12 protein-coding genes are annotated in these 18,696 nt (G+C 31.5%); 11 read left to right on the top strand and 1 reads right to left on the bottom strand.

Annotation, left to right across the window (positions count from 1 at the left end):
- Positions 1–291 precede the first annotated feature (291 nt).
- From AZF04_RS17345 to AZF04_RS21675, 6 genes are all read left to right on the top strand, one after another.
- Positions 292–1,080: a protein NO VEIN domain-containing protein gene (locus AZF04_RS17345; RefSeq protein ID WP_061949856.1), complete on the top strand. Its 789-nt coding sequence runs from the start codon at positions 292–294 to the stop codon at positions 1,078–1,080.
- A 1,083-nt stretch (positions 1,081–2,163) separates the two neighbouring features.
- Positions 2,164–3,120, top strand: a complete 957-nt coding sequence (locus AZF04_RS17340) for a hypothetical protein (RefSeq protein WP_061949855.1) — start codon at positions 2,164–2,166, stop codon at positions 3,118–3,120.
- Positions 3,113–4,672 carry a hypothetical protein gene (locus AZF04_RS17335; protein WP_061949854.1) on the top strand — a complete coding sequence of 520 codons (1,560 nt, stop codon included), beginning with the start codon at positions 3,113–3,115 and terminating at the stop codon, positions 4,670–4,672. The genes AZF04_RS17340 and AZF04_RS17335 overlap by 8 nt, the downstream gene beginning before the upstream one ends.
- 14 nt (positions 4,673–4,686) lie before the next feature.
- Positions 4,687–8,244, top strand: a complete 3,558-nt coding sequence (locus AZF04_RS17330) for a helicase-related protein (RefSeq protein WP_061949853.1) — start codon at positions 4,687–4,689, stop codon at positions 8,242–8,244.
- Positions 8,241–10,169, top strand: coding sequence for a DUF1998 domain-containing protein (gene drmB, locus AZF04_RS17325; RefSeq protein WP_061949852.1), 1,929 nt, complete (start codon positions 8,241–8,243; stop codon positions 10,167–10,169). Before AZF04_RS17330 ends, drmB begins: the two co-directional genes overlap by 4 nt.
- Positions 10,170–11,147: 978 nt before the next feature.
- Positions 11,148–11,381 (top strand): hypothetical protein, encoded by a 234-nt coding sequence (locus AZF04_RS21675; protein ID WP_235600018.1) that lies wholly within the window; start codon positions 11,148–11,150, stop codon positions 11,379–11,381.
- A 176-nt stretch (positions 11,382–11,557) separates the two neighbouring features.
- Here the strand turns inward: AZF04_RS21675 and dcm are convergent, their stop codons facing one another.
- Positions 11,558–12,733, bottom strand: coding sequence for a DNA (cytosine-5-)-methyltransferase (gene dcm, locus AZF04_RS17315; RefSeq protein WP_061949851.1), 1,176 nt, complete (start codon positions 12,731–12,733; stop codon positions 11,558–11,560).
- A 192-nt stretch (positions 12,734–12,925) separates the two neighbouring features.
- Between dcm and AZF04_RS17310 the strand changes: the two genes are divergently transcribed.
- The 5 genes from AZF04_RS17310 to AZF04_RS17290 all read left to right on the top strand — a co-directional run bounded on the left by AZF04_RS17310 (position 12,926) and on the right by AZF04_RS17290 (position 18,365).
- Positions 12,926–14,557: an AAA family ATPase gene (locus tag AZF04_RS17310; RefSeq protein ID WP_061949850.1), complete on the top strand. Its 1,632-nt coding sequence runs from the start codon at positions 12,926–12,928 to the stop codon at positions 14,555–14,557.
- A gap of 27 nt (positions 14,558–14,584) precedes the next feature.
- Positions 14,585–15,889 (top strand): LlaJI family restriction endonuclease, encoded by a 1,305-nt coding sequence (locus tag AZF04_RS17305; protein ID WP_061949849.1) that lies wholly within the window; start codon positions 14,585–14,587, stop codon positions 15,887–15,889.
- Between the two features lie 169 nt (positions 15,890–16,058).
- Positions 16,059–16,421 (top strand): nucleoside/nucleotide kinase family protein, encoded by a 363-nt coding sequence (locus tag AZF04_RS17300; protein ID WP_061949848.1) that lies wholly within the window; start codon positions 16,059–16,061, stop codon positions 16,419–16,421.
- Between the two features lie 366 nt (positions 16,422–16,787).
- The gene (locus AZF04_RS17295) at positions 16,788–17,426 is read left to right on the top strand and encodes a pentapeptide repeat-containing protein (protein ID WP_061949847.1); all 639 of its coding nucleotides are present in this window, start codon (positions 16,788–16,790) and stop codon (positions 17,424–17,426) included.
- 393 nt (positions 17,427–17,819) lie between these two features.
- Positions 17,820–18,365, top strand: a complete 546-nt coding sequence (locus tag AZF04_RS17290) for a nucleoside/nucleotide kinase family protein (protein WP_061949846.1) — start codon at positions 17,820–17,822, stop codon at positions 18,363–18,365.
- Positions 18,366–18,696 lie beyond the last annotated feature (331 nt).

Here is an 18,696-nt window from a genome sequence, read left to right as displayed (position 1 = left end):
AATGATTTATGATGTTTAGTTGATACTGGAGTAATAAAACTTCATTTTAGTTTAACAGTTACACTTAGTCTTTTATATAATCTATATGATAATAATTAATGAAAACAACCATCCATCTGTTTAAAACTAGAAAGTTGCAAGTTTTTTTGAAGGCAAGTTATACAATAGAAAAATTTTGTAATAAGATGGTCCCTAGTATAAAACTAAAAATTCATAGAGCATTAATTAGAATAAAAGGTTACTTATTTACATTTTTAGGGTAGAATCATTATTCAATTTTTGGAGGATTTAATGGAAAATAATCATAAGCTAGCATTAATAATCTCATATTACCTCTCAAGATTTGATAAAACAGCTTTAATAAATTTAAATTATGATACAAATACACAAGCCTTTCAAGAAATAGGCGAGACATTGAAAGTTAAGCCAAATACAATTAAAAATATGAGAGATGAGTTTGATCCGTTGCACCCAAATAGCAGAAAAGGTTGGTATCAACGGGAGCTCAGGCCTAGCCGTTTAGAGGTTTTAGAAAGATACTCTCATTTTAGCGAAGATGCATTGACTGAGGTTGTAAAAGATATTTTAAGAGACTATGCATCAAATTCTTCTATTAAAGAAAATATACAAACATACATAAATGATATAGAAAATGATGATGTCGTAAAAGAAACAAGCAATCATACATACACTACTAGGGGTATAACTGGTAAGAAAGCAGAAGAGTTATTTGAAGTATTTTTTCGAGAAGGTGAAATTGAAGGATTAACCGGAGATTTGATTGATAGGAGAGAAGATGGTTGTGGGTATGACTTTGAAATGGAAGAATCACCCTTTTATGTTTTTGAGATAAAAGGTTTACTTGTTAAGCATGGAGGTATCCTTTTTACAGATAAGGAATGGAGCGTTGCGAAAAAATTTGGTAAGAGATACTACCTAATCGTAATAAATAACATTGCTGAATCTCCATCCGTTACTATTATCAGAAATCCATATGAGTGTTTGAACCCTTCTAAAAGTGTTTACACAAGTATTGATGTTAATTGGTCAGTTAAATCTAACCAAATTTTTAAAAATTGAGATTCTCTTATTGAATATCTGATGGATAATATTATCAATAAAATAACAAATTATTAATATCTTATATTTACAAAAAGTCATATTATCTAGATATTGTTTTTTTTATCAAACCTTCTTTAACTGAGTATAAAAGAAAGTTAGCTTAGACATTAATTATCACGAGAAGTCTTCCATTTCGATACGTTATAACGGTTGGACTTGAAAATGTTTCTGGATGTATGGTCTCTACCCATGAAGTGATACAATTTGCGTCGTTACTTATTGTAATTAAATGAAACTTTGTTAAAATTAATATTTATTATAAAAAAAAATACTTTTTACTTGTAAGCCTATTAGTAATAGTTTAGAAATGTCTTTTTAAAAGAGAATCTCCAATTGGAAGAATAATCCTAAAAAAGGGATTGGAAGTAGGATAAAAGGTTCCCAATTAAATCGTAAATCGAGAAAAGATTACAGAAGTCAAAAGACAGTTTCAATATTGCCCAGAAAAAAATACGATTTAGAGAAAGGGTCAAGTTTTGATTAGACTTCTTGCGGGGAGGTAACAAAGTATTTTTTTCGAAACTGAAGTCGAAAATCTGTAACTTTTAAATTAATTTAACATGGAAAAATATGTATAACTCAAGCTGGCTGCAATTATGGGTTATAAGCAAAAATAAGGCATTGGAATATTATCCAATGCCTTATTTTTGCGGCTTTTGAATTTCACAATAGGTCTCTCATTCTATAAATATATTTAGTTGATTGTTTTAAAAAATATTCACTATTTTTATGATTAAATTTTTCAGATAAAAAAGCTTTATTAGTCAGATCTAAAGATGAAAGTACAAATTTCTTATGTTTACTCGGTACTTTACTTTGAAGTTATTAATATTCAATTAAAACTATCCAATGTTTTTGTATGTCTATTTTATTATTTATATTTAAAAATTAGTGACTTTACTACTAAAGAACTAACTAAATAAACTGTTAAAATCAATTGTTATGAGATTAATTTAGTGTAAAATAGTAATATATAACAATTTGTTACTAATTTTACCTTTGTATTATTAACTAAGAAAATTTTAAAGGATTGTTTCAATTATGAACAAAAATATACCAAATTTTTTAAAGGTTATAAATGAAGATTGGTTTGAGTTCTTCTGTGAACTCGGTTTTCTTTTTTATCAGAATTCTTCAAGTGAGGAAGGTAAGCTGAATATAGTGTTAAATGTCCCCTCTAGTAACAAAATAATAATAGCATTAGCAATGGGAATAGCACATGCAATCTATTCAACTAGAGCAATAGAGAAGGCCGATTTCTCTAATTGGATTAGTAAAATCAAACCTGGAACGTTAGTTTTTTACTCACCTAGCGAAAATACTTCAGAAAAAAGTTATATATTTGATGGAATATCTGACTTAGGCTACCCGACCTTAAAAGGGATGGGTATTAATAAAGGTATGATAACTACATTATCTAAAAAAGAAACTTGGAAAAATATTCGAATTGCACCAGAACAAAATAAATATAAACGTCAGAGAACTCTTACTAGTGATATAGGAATTGATAAGATTAATGAGAAATATGATGCAGATTCAGTTAGGCAGTTATTTAATCTTGGGAGTCCTTACTTCTTATTAATTGGAAATGAAAATAACATTCGTGAAGATACCCAAAAAAAAGTGGATGAGGATTTTACAATACAAGATTTTTTGAGAATCAAGAAATTTGGTGGAAGACAGTACTCTTTTATTTCTGAATGTTACTCTAGTAATGGGGATGAAGAAAATATATATGCTTTAGGTAACGGAATTCCAGTTGTAGTTGAGGGCGCTAATTCTTTTTTAAGATATTACCAAGATATTAAAATAAATCCTAAAGTTATTGTTTTAACAAGAAGTTCACCGTTAGATACAACTTTAGACGCTCTAGAAAAAATAGAACATTTACTTTTAACTGGTGAAATAAATGGCGATGAGGAATTTCTACAAAAAATTAGTTTAATTAATGTGCCTTCAAATATAGAAATTCTGTGTTGGAGGGAAAAAAATGAGTAATAATAGAGGTTCAAATCACTTTTATCAACTATCAAACTCTTATAAAATTAATTATATAAGAATAGAGAATCCTTTATTAAATCAAATTTATAAAATATCTAGGCCGAAATTTTCTGAAGAAGAATATGACAATGAACTGTTTGGTAGATTTTTAATGCCACTACGCTTTGCTTTATATGATATATCTACATCATTAAAACCTTACTGTGAAATAATAAACGAAGATAAGATCACGGAATTAAGAAATGTTATAGATACAATTAACGCAATTTATAACGACCAAGAAGTATATAGCCAATTATTTGATTTGCTTTTAAAAATTGTTTCTAGTAATAGAAATCCTATATTGGATTACCTGAAAAAAAATGTAATTAAACATAGTTCACAAACACATGTAGTAGTAACTAAACGAGAAATTGAAGAAAGTCAAAAAAGTTTCTTAAAGAGACAAACAGGTGTTCAAACTATTGAATTTTATTCAGAGAGAACTTTTAAAAGAACAAACAGGTCCTTTGACTTTGTTATTTTTATTGGAAATGAAAATTATTTTGATTACTCATTTAACAGTGTTCCACGAGCTAAGGTGAGTTACTATCTGTCATATAGTCTTTACGATAACAAATTTGAGAATAATAGTATGTTTTTACACCTAAATCAAGCAAGTTATTATTCTACCATGTATAAAGGCTTAACAATAACTAATGATGAAATTAAAAATATTAATGATGTAGATAACTTAAATTTAAAGGGATATTCTGAAGAACCAATTGATACAACTCCACCCACTAATATAGATGAACCAAAAGTAAGTTCATGGATATTTCAAGATATAGTTTCAAAAATAGACAAGCAAGAACACACAGAGCTTATTGAAATTGTACCAGTGGAATTAACACAGGGACGTATTATTCTCTTAGCAAACAAAGAAAGAAAACATGAAATACTTACTAATGCTCGAAGAATTGAAAAGAGAAAACTAGACTCTATAACAACCGAGGATTACTTATTAATTCGAAATCAAAGTGAAACCACGTTAATTAAAACAATAGCAGATGAACTTTTTGCTGATGTAAATATTTCCGAATACCGATACTTACAGAAAAAGTTAAAGAAGTACTTAAAAAAACTAGTAGAAAAGTATGGAACTGCAAAGCTATGCCGTATACTACAGAAAAAGGGATTAGAATCCATTAACGAATTGAAAATTAATCATTTATTAAAAGATGATTCATTTAAACTAAAGAATAATAAAGAGTATGCGAACTTTTTATTAATTCTTACTAAGGGAAATGAGAAAGCTGCCACGAAGTATTATGAGGCTTCACGAAAGCTTGCAGCATTCCATATTCAAGCTGGAAGAATGATTAGTAATGAATTAAGAAGAAAAATAAAACAATTAGATTTAGCACAACTTTATGAAACAGGTTCTCAAATTGTCGAATTACCAGAGTATAAAGGGGCTTCTTTTACTATTGAAATGATACTAGATTTTAAGAGTGAGATTTTTTCTGTTCCTTTAAGCCAAGAGAAGAAAGTAATAAAATATATATGAAAAGGGATGACTATATGGGACTTGAAATTAATATTGAGAATAGAGATGAACTTATTGATAATATCAAACAAGAATTGATTGGTCCAGTTAAAGTGAATAAGGACAAAATGTCCCCATTAAAAGTAACTCAAAATGTCGTCTTTTCAAACAGGGATGAAACTTATAGGAAATATTATAATTCTCAGACATTAGAAGAAATTATTCAGGTGAACCCTCCTTTGTTACAATATTCAGTTGGCGTTATATTCCCATTTGAGACTGCAAGTGATGAAGTATTAACTCAAGAGAAAGATCTAACAGAAATTAATGATGAAAGTGAAGAAAAATTTATTACGAAAGATGGAATAAAAAATATAGAAACGCTAATAGAAAGAGGTAGCTCATTTAATTTAAACAAAGAGGTAGATGAAGAGGAAAATGTCGACTTAATGCCACAAAAAAATGACTTCTCACCCGCAAGTTTAGCCCTGAGTTATTATGTGCAACTTGAGAATGAAAACTCTAAAATTAATATCGAGATAAATGGAGGAAGTTATAAGAATTTTACTATAAGTTTAGCAGATGGGAAGAAATTAAATAAATGGTGGGCTCGTGAAACAGTTAATATAGATCCAATCAAATTATCTAAAAAAGATTTAATTGAGAAATCTACTCATACTAAAAGCATAAATGTGAATGGATTAACTTTACAATTATTACTTTTTTCACGAAACTATGGGGATAATAAGTTTTTAATAACTATCAGTCTAACTAACCGAACTCCTGTCACATCTGACAATTTAATAGAAGAATGTTGTTTATTTCAGAGTGAAATATCAATAACCTTATCTGATTATATTCAGAATCAGTTTTGTCCTTACCCATCATCAACAACAACTAGTACATCAGAATTGGATGAAGAGGAAAGTTCTAATAGGTTACTTTATCGAGAAGCACAAACTTTTGCGTTAGGGCATGGTTGTTCGGCAAATTGGTTTAAAGATAAGGACCGTAGGTACATTGAAAGAATTTCATCTACATTTTTACCTGAATATGAAGCTATAAGTATGACACCTGATATTACTGATCAATATGGGAATACTTATGCGATTTCAATGTTAGAGTTAGCTGAAATAGTTCCAAACTCTGATACAATTGAGGAGATATTAAGTAATCTTGTAGAAACATATGAAAAATGGATTGATATAAAGGAAAAAGAAGTTGCATCTTTACAAGTTGAATACGGTAATACTCCAAAAAATCATTTAGAAAAGTGTAGGGAATCTGCGCAAAGAATGAAAAGAGGAATTGAACTTCTAAAAAAAGACGAGAATGTAAGGAAGGCCTTTAAATTAGCCAACTATGCAATGGCGATACAACAAGTTGTTGGAACCAATATTAGAGATGGTGAAGTTAAGGATAATGATATTTCTTTTTACCAAGAAATAGAATTCAGTGAAATACCCGGGTATAATGACATTTTTCGGAGGGGGAAGGGGAACTGGAGAGCCTTTCAGGTTGCATTTTTCCTAATGTCTATTCCTTCTGTAGCTGAAGGAAACTCGATCGATAGAGAGGTTGTTGACTTAATTTGGTTTCCTACAGGTGGTGGAAAAACGGAGGCTTATCTAGGTGTAGCAGCTTTCTCAATGTTCTTAAAAAGACTTAAAGATAATAATGACACTGGTACAGATATAATCATGAGGTACACACTTCGTTTGTTAACAACTGACCAATTTCAACGTTCTTCTAGATTAATTTGTGCAATGGAAATGTTGCGCAAAAAATTCTCTGAGGACCTTGGGGGAACTCCTTTCTCAATAGGAATCTGGTTAGGTTCGAAAGTAACACCTAATCAAAATGAAGGTTCTCATGGTGCTAAAGAACAACTAAAACAATGGAAAGAAGGAAATGACAGTAAGTCTTTCATAGTAAAGTCTTGTCCATGGTGCGGGGCAAAATTGGGGAAATATACAGTCAAAGATGAGACTGTGTCAAAAGGATTAGCTTCTAGACGTAAAAAAACAATGAAAAAGGAAGAGCGTATTTTTGGCTATGACTATAGCCGGAATAATAAAGAATTAACAATTTATTGCCCAGATGAGAAATGCCCATTTCATAACAAAGTAGATGTATATATTGTAGACGAATCTATTTATGAAAATCAGCCTACGTTTATTATTGGGACAATAGACAAATTTGCTATGTTATCATGGAAACCAGAAGCACGTGCATTGTTCGGGATTGATATGACTGGGAAAAGGCAATACTCACCTCCTAATTTAATAATCCAGGATGAACTTCATCTTATATCAGGTCCGTTAGGGTCAATGACGGGGATGTATGAAATATTAATAGAAGAATTATCAACGGATCGAAGAACGGGTAATTCAATTAAACCAAAAATAATATGTTCAACCGCAACAATACGTCGTTATGAAGAACAAATAATGGCTCTATATGGAAGAGATAAAAATCAAGCTAAACTATTCCCAAGTCCTGGGCTTTCCCATGACGATTCCTTTTTTGCGAAAGTAGCTGTTGACGAAAATAATCTTCCGGCTAAAGGAAGAAAGTATGTGGGCGTTTATTCTCCAGTAATTGGGATGCAAATGTTACAGGTGAAAATTTATTCTATACTATTGCAATCTGTAATGAATTTTCATGAGGACAAGAGAGACCCTTTTTGGACATTATTAAGTTTCTTTAATAGTTTAAGAGAATTAGGTGGGGCGCTCACATTATTACAAACAGATATACCTAGTTATCTCAATCAAGTACGTAAAAAACACAATATTACAGATAGAAACCAGACACGATGGCTTAATAATTTTCTTGAACTTACTTCACGATTAGATAGTGGAGAAGTTTCAGATGTAATTCACAAATTAAAAGATAAAAAGAATTCTATAGATGTATGTCTAGCTTCCAACATAATAGAGGTAGGGGTAGATATTGATCGGCTTTCATTAATGATTGTAGTGGGTCAACCTAAGAATACAGCACAATATATTCAAGTTACAGGTAGGGTTGGACGCAATTGGAAAGAGCGTCCTGGTCTTGTAGTTACTTTATATAAAACGGGAATCTCTAGAGATAAATCCCACTTTGAGCATTTTAGGGAATATCATGAACGTCTGTATTCAAAAGTTGAGCCAACAAGTGTAACTCCTTATTCAGATCCATGTATTAATAGATCTTTATATGGATTAATTATCGGATATCTAAGACAGTTACATGATGAACAAGTAGCACAGTCACCTGAGTATGTACGGGAGCATATAAACTCGTTAAATAGTTTTAAAGATTTACTATTAAACCGTGTAAAGTTGATTGATCCTAAGCAAACCCCAGTGGTAAAGGAAAACTTTGATATATACGTAAAACATATTATGAATTTAGGTGCAACAAGTTGGGAAGAGAAAAGTGATGGAGGATATTTTTTAATGTATCAGTCAGGAAGCTATATTGAGGAAAGATACAAAGGTACTGCACTACCTGTTCCTATGTCAATGAGAAATGTTGATGCTTCATGTCAAGGTGAAGTCACGAACTCTTATCTTGTGAAAGAGTTGGAGGAAATTCTTGTATGAAAAATAAAAATGAAACAAGAATCCCTTTAAGAAGAGCTGAGTTGATATCACCTTTTGGTGTAGGTGCTATATCAACAAACAATGAAGGTATTAATATGATGACAGGCGTACTTGATCAGTGGTTTAAAGGAAGTAATGTAGATTTAGCTGATTATAGGTTTAATGAGTCAAGACTTGAGAATATCCTAGGAGTTAAGGAATTTCGTCTTCCTCCCGATTATAGATCAACATTTGGTAAAAATGGAGGCAGTCTTAAAAATGTAGATCTTAAAATTCCTATGATACTTTTTCCTACATGGTTTTACTGTAACCGTTGTAGGAAAATGGAGAAGCTTCATCTTGCTGATATTAGTAAGAAAAAGTGCAAACATTGTAATAATGGTTACTTAGTTCAAGTACCGTTTGTTACAGTTTGTAAGCATGGGCATATTGATGATTTTCCTTGGAATCAGTGGGTTCATAGAGATATATCGAATAAATGTAAAGGCCCTTTAAAACTTGTCTCAACAGGAGGAGCAACACTTACAAGTATGCGTGTTGAATGTACTGTTTGTGGAGAGAACTATAAAAGGTCATTAAAAGGGATTACCTCTAAATTAGACAATGGAAATATTTCTCCTCTTGTAACACAAGTACAAGAAGGAAAAACTTTTCTATGTACCGGTAGAAAACATTGGTATGGTACTAATGAAACTGCACATGAAGAATGTCTTGAACAACCTTTTGTGTTGTTAAGAAACTCGAATAACGTTTATTATCCTGACGTTATTAGCGCTCTTTATTTACCTGGAGATTACTCAAGTGAACTTAAAGAAGTAATTGAATTTTTAAAGCAGGAACCAATTGCTCATGAAATTGAGACATTGAAAATTATTATTGATGAAAAAGAAAAGATTGCAACTTATCTATTAAGTAAGTTTAGTGTCGATCTCCAAACAGCAAACAATCAAACTATTATTAAGGCACTTACTGTAATTGAAGGCGAGAGTCTGGTAGTAGAAGATAATGAGTTAGAAGATATTGAAAAGAAACTTAGGTATCAGGAATTTTGTTCTCTCAATGAAACAATAGATAATCAGCATCTAAAAGTTGTTTCAGAGTTCGATGAAAAATTGAATTCACTAATGGAGTTTAAAAAATTAGGGATATCTAAAATTCATCTGGTACCTAAATTACGTGATACTAGGGTATTGTTTGGTTTTGAAAGGCTTAATAGTAATCAATCTATAAATAGAGATAAAATAATTAAAGGAAGAGAATTACTTTTTAGGAATCCTAGTAGTCCAGAAAATAATTGGTTGCCGGGTTATACAGTTTACGGAGAAGGTATATTTATTGAATTCAATGATGAAGCTTTAACTAATTGGGAAAGTAAACTGGTAAATGAACATTTTAATTTACTACAGTCTAGGTATAACGAGATAGAAGCAGCGGGTATAGTGATGGGAAGAGAGTTGAATCCTAGGTATGTCATGTTGCACACGCTAGCTCATTTGTTAATTTCTGAGATGATCTTTGAATGTGGATATAGTACTTCAGCTTTACGGGAACGTTTATTTATATCAAAAGAAAATGGAAAAGAGATGAACGGCTTTTTGATATATACTGCTTCTGGTGACTCTGAAGGAACTATGGGTGGCTTAGTTAGGTTAGGAGAAAAGGATACATTACTACAGATACTAGAAAGATCTATTAATAAAGCTAAATGGTGTTCATCAGACCCAGTCTGCACAGAAATTGGAGTAACATCGGGTCAAGGAATCCATTCATTAAATATAGCCGCTTGTCATAACTGTACTTATCTTCCCGAAACGTCATGTGAAGAGTTTAATAGATTTTTAGACAGATCATTGATTGTGGGGTTACCAAATGTCCAGGGAGTTGGTTTTTTTGAAGATTATCTGAAAAAAATACACGCGAAGTAGAGAATAGTTATTAAGGATATTATTTCACTATACGCGGTCGGCAATTTGTATAAATGTATAGAAAGAACTAATACTATAATCCAAAAGAGAATTAATTTTGTAAGTGTATGGGATGAAAGGTTATTGTCTTGCTTCCTTATGTGAGGCAAAACCTTTTTGTGGAAAATTCATTAGGTGTTTGAGTGACCGAACCAGCGCTTCTAAGTAAGGGTTTTTATGTCATTATTTTTTAGTATTCCTAATTTATCGTCTAATGAAACATTTGCATACGTGATAAGGTAATCCAGATTTTAATATTATACATCATCTGAGGTGTTAACTAGTATGGATGCCAATACAAATGAATTAATTAGAGTAAATATGTGAATAATTTTAAACAATACAGAAAGAAAGAGATAACGGGTTATTTACATCAGCTAGTAACTATAATTTTAAATGTAAGAAAATCCAATATGCAACGTTAAGAGCTGCTTAATGAAATTAAGGTAAACATATATAACAGAAAAATAATTTTGTATAACTATATATATTCACACCACTAACTATACGAAAAGTGACATTTATTAATTGCTGATAATTATCCACTTACATAGAAGTAAATAAGATAAAGTATCGTGTAATAGAAAATTCATGATAAATATATAATACGTTTATTACAGTTAAGAAACAAATTGTTTAAGTGAGCAATTCATTAAGGGGGAAAAAATGAATTTAATAAATGGATTATCAGATAACGATTTAATTAAAGCCTAAAGTGAAGTAATTAATGAATTAAAAAAAAGAGGAATTATTAGGAGTAAAAATTTATTAGGTGACTTGGGTGAATATATAGCAATAAATTATTATAGTAATACTATAGGTTTGCCAAAGTTACAGCCAGCACCTATAGACACTCAAAATATAGATGCAATAAGCGTAAAAGTTGACAGATATAGTATTAAATCTACTACAGGAAAAGTAACAGGTGTTTTTTACTGATTGAATGAGCCAAATACTAATGAACCAGAATCTCAAAAGTTTGAATACATCATAGTAATGAAATTTTATGAAGGTTATGTTCTTGAAAAGATAATAGAGCTAAGTTGGATAAATTTCTTGAAAAATAAAAAATGGCATAGTAAAGTGAGGGCATGGAATTTAACGGTTACACAAAAGCTAATAAATAATTCTAAAATTGTTTATTCAAATAAGCTCCAAACTAATGAAGATTAAAAAAAGATTGAAAAGTAAGATGGAAAAAAAGACCTAAATTCAAGCAAACTACAAGATGAAAGTGGAAATCATACTTTTAAGAAGGGTTATTATTACAACAGATGATGATTGATACTACTTTACAGTAACGGGGCGTGAAATTCATAAAGACAATATCAACACAGTAAAGAAAATCTCTACTGTGTTGATATTTTTACAATTTCATTAGTATCATTCAGAAAATATGGTTGAATTGCTTTAACCATATTTTTTGCAATTAATTCAACAACTGGAACGGTAACTGAATTACCAAATTGTCGGTAAGCTTGGGTGTCCGAAACGGGTATAATGAAATTTTCAGGGAAACCTTGTAATCTTGCACATTCACGAGGTGTTATCTTTCTTGGGTTTTTTCCTTTTTGTTCAATTAATACTTCACTACCATCCTTATAATACCTAGCGCTAATAGTGTTTGTATACGGACTTTCAGCATTGAAGAGGGAGAATCCAAACCCATTACCTTTCTCCTTATGAGCTGCTTTTCTTCGTAAGTGTCCTTGGTATAGTCGATCTGATATAGTATATTTGTTATCTACATCTTTTTGTAAAATCGAACCAACATTCGTTTTTTCATATGAAGGGCTTGGAAATTTGAATAAGATATCGTGTCCCCCTATTGATGAATGAAATCCTACAATGAAAATTCTCTCTCTATTTTGAGGAATTCCAAAATCGGCCGCCCTTAGCACCTCAATATGCAATGAGTAACCTAATTCTTCTAAAACTTGTTTTATTTTTGCCAGTGTTTGTCCCTTATTATGTCCTTTTAATTGTTTTACATTTTCTAATAAAAATGCTTTGGGACGTTTTGTTTTTAATATATTTGCAATGTGAAAAAAGAGGGTTCCACGAGTGTCCTCAAATCCTTTTTTTAATCCTGCTTGAGAAAATGGCTGACAAGGGAATCCAGCTAGTAGAATATCGTGGTTAGGAATTGAGTGTGGATCAATTAAAGTAATATCACCTACTGGAACTTCTCCAAAGTTTGCTTTGTATGTCTTACAAGCAAATTTGTCCCATTCTGAAGCGAATACAGATTGACCACCTTGCCTTTGAAATGCCAGTCGAATTCCACCAATTCCTGCAAAGAGATCTATCATTTTAAATGTTGGGTTTTCTAAAGGGGGAAATGGGGGAATCTCCGGAAATTTTAAAATTGCTTGAAGTTCTATTGATGAGGGCTCTGTTTCCCCGTTTTCCCATCTTCTTAAAGTTCTGTCCCCATTTTTCCCCATTCCAAGGGAATCTGCTAATTCTTTTTGAGTCATCCCTAATCGAATTCTTTTTTCTTTAATTATTTTATATGTACTCATTCACTACACTCCAAATGTGTATTTGTTAGGTCGTATTGTCCTTTTGTTGACACAATTTTACCAAACGTTTATTCGGGTGTCAATGTAATTTTGTATTTATGTTTTAGAGTATAGTAGTAATAATTGTACTTAAAGTTACTTTTAAGGTATATTATAGGAAAAAAGTTGGTGTTTAAGAAGTGGGAGGAAGTTATGGAACTCAGAGATTTAAATAAGTTAGCAAATCAATCAAAACATAATTATAGTCATTATTTTAATAGTAAAGATTTTAAACTCCCTAGAGATTTTAAAGATTTATTTTCGGAAGTATTAAATTCTAATGATGCAACAATTCATTACAATGATTATACAGCTGAGATAATTCGAAATTCGGGAAATAAAATTTTCTTCCCGAACCAATGGTTCTATATTGCGACATTTGTAGTTGATTATGTAAAAGAATTAATAAAGTATAAGAAGTGTTTAGAGGATGTATGTGAAGCATATTTCAGCAATTCTAAAGCGTTTTGGAACGAAATAAAGGATTTGAAAGGTAGTGAGATTGAAGATATTACTCCAAATTTAAATAAGGCAATAGAAGAACATTTTATAAACGAGCAGCAAAATAAGGACTATCTTATAACGTTTATAACAGATTATTCTTGGTGGTATGGGCAAAAAACGATTGATAGAACTGACTATTATGTTTCGCCTTGCTTAAATTTGTTAGAGCTAGTTAATGTTAGTCAATCTTATGTATCACAAATTGTAAGCTATATGGCAGAAAACGAACAATTATTTACTATGGGATTAGAATTACAAGAACAAAGAGCTGATGAAGCAAGTAATATTGTTGATAATAGCAATCATGTTGCTGAAAATATAATTGTTTATGGAGCTCCTGGTACGGGAAAAAGTAACTACCTGGAGAAAAATTTCTTTAATGGAACAAGAGTTGTCTTTCATTCCGAATATTCTTATTATGATTTTGTGGGGAGTTATAAGCCAGTTCCAGTATACAAAAGAGGAGAGACGCTATACGGAGTAGATGGGGAAGAATTTTCGCTTGGAGAGCCAAGAATTAATTATCAATATGTTCCAGGACCATTTATCAATGTGTTAATAGAGGCTATAGAGAATCCAACAGAACAGTTTACTCTGTTAATAGAAGAAATAAATAGAGCGAATGCTCCATCTGTATTTGGAGATATTTTTCAACTGATGGACCGTAATAAAGATGGAAGAAGTGAATATGTAATTATTCCAAATGTCGAACTGGCAAAATACTTGAGCTCTCTAGGCGGGACCGTTCAGCATCTAAGTAAGGGGTTATATATCCCTAATAATATGAATATTGTTGCAACGATGAATAGTGCCGATCAAGGTGTATTTGTATTAGATTCAGCATTTAAGCGGAGATGGAAATACAAGTATATGGAAATTAAAGAGAGTGGCTTTGTTCATGAGGACATCTTAGTTAAGTATGCTGGTGCCACTTTTAAATGGAGAATGTTATTGGCTTCTATTAATAATAAGCTGAAGCAGCTTGAGATTAATGAAGATAGGCTTATTGGACCATATTTTATTAGCCCTGATGAAATTGAAGATAATAAAAATGTTGCTGCCAAATTATTAATATATCTATGGGATGATGTTGTTCGATATAAGCATAATGATTTTTTTGTTGATGGAATTAGAACATATTCTGAGCTTGTTAATGCTTATTACAATGAAGTAGATATTATGGAGATTGTTGATGACCTAAATAAAATGATTAGTAAAGAAAGTATATTGGAAGAAGAAGAAATGGAGTTAGAAGAAATTCAAGAATTAGATGAAGAATAACTTTTAGGTAAATTGGTGGGATATAGTATGGAATTGAAATCGAATTTTAAAATATATACAGAGTATACAAACTATAATAATGATTTCCCCAAGGATGTTATAAATAATTTTTTAAAAAATGAACTATGTATTATAAATGGACCTAAGATTCGATTTAGAGTAGTTGGTTTTATTGTTTTTAAGGATGAATTTATAATTGTTTTTCCTAAAGGTTATTTGCTCCCAAAAAATGATGATGAGTGTAGAGGGCATATTGTTACTCTTCTACATGTCTTAATGAAATATAGAAAAGAGGCTACATTAGATACTCTTGAAATGCAGTTACTTGGTGGAACAACTGGAGAACAAAGAGAAAGCCTAGTTACTGCCTTTGATCTTATAGAAGATTTTAATCAAAATGGTTTAATACAGAAGGAATTAAAGTTGAAGTCTATCCATTTTAATGGACATGTCGATTGGCCATCGACCATCGTAAAAAAGCAACCAATTGTATCTGACAATACTGTGGTATATGTGGATACGATCTCAAATAGAAAAACAATTGATAAGCAGCACATGTTAATGATGTTACATGATTATTGTATTAATAGAAGTTTTGAACGTTACGGCTGGTTATTCGACTATTCAATTGAGAAAAGGGTTATAGAGCTTCCGTGTGATATTAATTATGCTTTGAATTTTTTAGAAATGGAAATGAGGGATACTTTTGTAGAGAGAGAAGTAAAACTTATCTACTTAATGATTAATTTTCTTCGTGGAATCAAAGCGGAACAAGTTGAAAATAAGTTAGATGTCTTGGTTACTCCTTATTTTTACAACGTATGGGAAGCTATTTGTAGTAAATTATTTAACAACGAATATCAGAGTCTTAGAAAGTTAATCCCAAAAATAAATTGGGAGATTGATTCAGATGCAATTGTTCAATCGCAAAGACCGGATATTATGTACATAGAAAATGATGCTTTGTACATCTTAGATGCTAAGTATTATGATATCAACAAGAATTTACCAGGTTGGCATGACATTGTGAAACAGATGTTTTATGCTTTTACCATTTTTAAAAATATAAAATCAAGTAAATTAAAATTTTCTAATGTAAGATTAAAGAAAAGGCTTCTGCAAATAACAAAAGTAGAGAATATGTTTATCTTTCCATCAGGTGAAAAAGAGATTATGAAATATGTTGGAAAAGTTAACATTGAAAATAATTCCGATTTTGAAGATATTAAAGCGATAAAGATTAATACTTTCTTTTCAATGAGGTGTTATATTGGAAAGGAGAAGTTTGATTATAGAGAATCAATGAATAAAACAGAAAGCATAAGAGTTTAATAGCTCTTATGTTTTTTTGTTAGAAGCCTTTTGTTGAGTCAATAGGACCCGAAAAATGCCTAAATTAGAAAATACCATGTTAAAATATTCGTAAAAGATTTGGAGAAAATTTCATAATAAAGTTAGGAGAGTATGATTAATCAAAAAAAGACCGAGGTCATTGCATTAGTTGCTGTTTCAGGCGGTAAAACAACGATTACTTCTAGGTTACAGAGGATTTATTAAAACGCTATTTTTTGATGATTATGATTTGGAAGGACCTGAAAATATCATAGATTGGGTGGACAGAGGTGGAGATCGGGAGGCATGGAATTTAACGCCTTTTTTGAAGGATTTAGAAAGATTAAGCAATGCACCATTGGATTACCTTTTTTTAGATTATCCTTTTGCCTATACTCATAATGAGGTGAGTGGCTATCTCGATATGCTAGTCTCAACAAAACCCAATTCTGATTTTATTGTCGATGGTTCTCAATCTATTGATGAGATAGTAGATCAAATAAGGCAACAGCTGATAACTTTGCCTTTGTAGTAGCGCTGTGGTTTTTCATTCAGCGAGCCTCTCTACTAAATGATTATTCTTTCTCTATCAAATGGTTATTTTTATGAGTCAACATTCATTATAAAAATGTCTTGAATGTTTGCGAATTCACTCTTTGATTGTAACGGGTGTAGTGACTCCCAAAGGATCAGCGCCGTTTGAAGATTTACTCTGACGACAAGCCCTTGGGAAAGCATCTACCTAAAGTGGAAATTAAAAACCTAATCGCTCGGTTTTCATTAAAAGATAGTAATGATGAAAGGGGTTCATTTCTATAAAAAATTCTTCTTCCCTCTAATAAACTTACAAGTAAAACCTCATTATGTTATAGTTCAAATTAAAAAGAAGGTTTTAATAATGAAAATAGATGAGCCTAAGATTTCACCTTTAGAGAATTTAACTCCTAAGAATTTTTCGGATATTTTGGAAGAGCTGGATCCAGAGATTGAGGGTGCGATTATTACGGATTCCGATTTTTCTAATGAAGAATTAGAAAGAGTTCGCTTATACAATACGGTCATAAAAAATGGGAACTTCTCCAATACCGATTTTAGTCGAATTGATTTAACCGATGTCCATTTTGAGAATTGTGATTTCTCTAATGCGAATATGCAGAAAGCTTCTATTCATAGGGTAGCATTTAAAAATTGTAAACTACTCGGTACCGTTTTGACTGATTCATCGATTGGTAATGTGAAGTTTACTGATTCTATTTTAAATATGGCGATGTTCGGAAATTCAAAAATAGAAAAAGTCATTTTTCAGAATGGCTCTATTTTAAACGCTGATTTCTATGAGTGTCGCTTTAAGAAAGTGCTCTTTGATACTTGTCAAATAACGGGGACCAATTTCATACGGAGCCCTTTAAAAGGGGTCGATATTAGTTCCTCTCATTTTGATACGTTAACGGTTGGGCTTGAAAATGTATCTGGATGTACCGTCTCTACTCATCAAGCGATACAATTTGCCTCTTTACTTGGATTGAAAATTAAATGATTTAGTAATTATCTTTACTCGGACCTTTCTTCTTATCAAAAGAAGCAAGGTCTTGTTGAGTTTATAGATTCTTTATGAAAGCTAGCAGACACAAGACACGGAGACTCCAGTGAGAGGAAGTGGCAATAACGAAATCCTCTTTAAAAAAAAGTTAGTTCAGCGCAAACCCACCGAAGTGACTTTGGAAAGCGAATAGGCGGGGAACTATATAAAGTTCTTCATTTATGCGCGTTGTACCCTCATTTCATTTTGATGAAGTAATTTATAGAACCCGTAGTAGAAGTCTTTTAGTGTGAAATTCGAATTACTGAAAAAGCCCAATCTAGTAAAAAAGTGTTAAACTATTTATTACAGATAGACGGTAAATATTCGATGAAAAGTCGGGAGGTTTTTATGAATCAAAAAAGACCGAGGGTCATTGCACTAGCTGCTGTTTCAGGAGGAGGTAAAACAACCATTACTTCTAAGTTACAGAGGATTTTTCCGAATAGTAAAACGCTGTTTTTTGATGATTATGATTTGGAAGGACCTGAAGATATCATAGATTGGGTGGACAGAGGTGCAAATCGAGAGGAATGGAATTTAACGCCCTTTTTGAAGGATTTAGAAAATTTAATCAGTGAACCATTGGATTACCTTTTTTTAGATTATCCTTTTGCCTATACTCATAATGAGGTGAGTGATTATCTCGACTATACGATTTTTATTGATACTCCATTAGATATCGCTATGGCTAGAAGGATTATGAGGGATTTTAGTCAATCTTCCAGCGAAGATATTTTATTAGATATGAAAAATTATTTGTTAAAAGGAAGGCGTGGCTATCTTGATATGCTAGTCTCAACAAAACCCAATTCTGATTTTATTGTCGATGGTTCTCTACCCATTGACGAGATAGTCGAAAACATTAGACAACAGCTGATAGCTTTGTCTTTGTAGTCGCGCTTAAAGCCTTTCATTCAGTGAACTACTCTACTAAATAATTCATTTTTTCTTATCAAATGTTTATTTTTATGAGTCAACATTCATTATAAAAATGTCTTAAATGTTTGAAAAATTACTTGTTGATTGTAACAGTAGGTAGTGACTCCCAAAGGAACAGCGCCGTTTGAAGATCCACTCTGACGAAGCTCTGCGTAGTCAGAGTTAGCTGAAGACAAGCCCTTGGGAAAGCAACTACCTAAAGAGGAAATCAAAAACCTAATCGCTCCGTTTTCATTAAAAAATGTCTTGAATGTTTATGAGATCACTCGTTGATTGTAACGGTAGG

The organism is Alkalihalobacillus trypoxylicola, assembly GCF_001590785.1.
In the GTDB taxonomy this organism is placed as follows: Bacteria; Bacillota; Bacilli; order Bacillales; family Bacillaceae_D; genus Alkalihalobacillus; species Alkalihalobacillus trypoxylicola.
Note: the sequence above shows the minus strand (reverse complement) of the source record. Positions and strands in the feature narration are given on the sequence as shown.

Excerpts from the sequence above, each read along its gene's own strand:
- AZF04_RS17345 (WP_061949856.1), top strand. The coding sequence starts at position 292 with ATGGAAAATAATCATAAGCTAGCATTAATAATCTCATATTACCTCTCA.
- AZF04_RS17340 (WP_061949855.1), top strand. The coding sequence starts at position 2,164 with ATGAACAAAAATATACCAAATTTTTTAAAGGTTATAAATGAAGATTGG.
- AZF04_RS17335 (WP_061949854.1), top strand. The coding sequence starts at position 3,113 with ATGAGTAATAATAGAGGTTCAAATCACTTTTATCAACTATCAAACTCT.
- AZF04_RS17330 (WP_061949853.1), top strand. The coding sequence starts at position 4,687 with ATGGGACTTGAAATTAATATTGAGAATAGAGATGAACTTATTGATAAT.
- drmB (WP_061949852.1), top strand. The coding sequence starts at position 8,241 with ATGAAAAATAAAAATGAAACAAGAATCCCTTTAAGAAGAGCTGAGTTG.
- dcm (WP_061949851.1), bottom strand. The coding sequence starts at position 12,733 with ATGAGTACATATAAAATAATTAAAGAAAAAAGAATTCGATTAGGGATG.
- AZF04_RS17310 (WP_061949850.1), top strand. The coding sequence starts at position 12,926 with ATGGAACTCAGAGATTTAAATAAGTTAGCAAATCAATCAAAACATAAT.
- AZF04_RS17305 (WP_061949849.1), top strand. The coding sequence starts at position 14,585 with ATGGAATTGAAATCGAATTTTAAAATATATACAGAGTATACAAACTAT.
- AZF04_RS17295 (WP_061949847.1), top strand. The coding sequence starts at position 16,788 with ATGAAAATAGATGAGCCTAAGATTTCACCTTTAGAGAATTTAACTCCT.
- AZF04_RS17290 (WP_061949846.1), top strand. The coding sequence starts at position 17,820 with ATGAATCAAAAAAGACCGAGGGTCATTGCACTAGCTGCTGTTTCAGGA.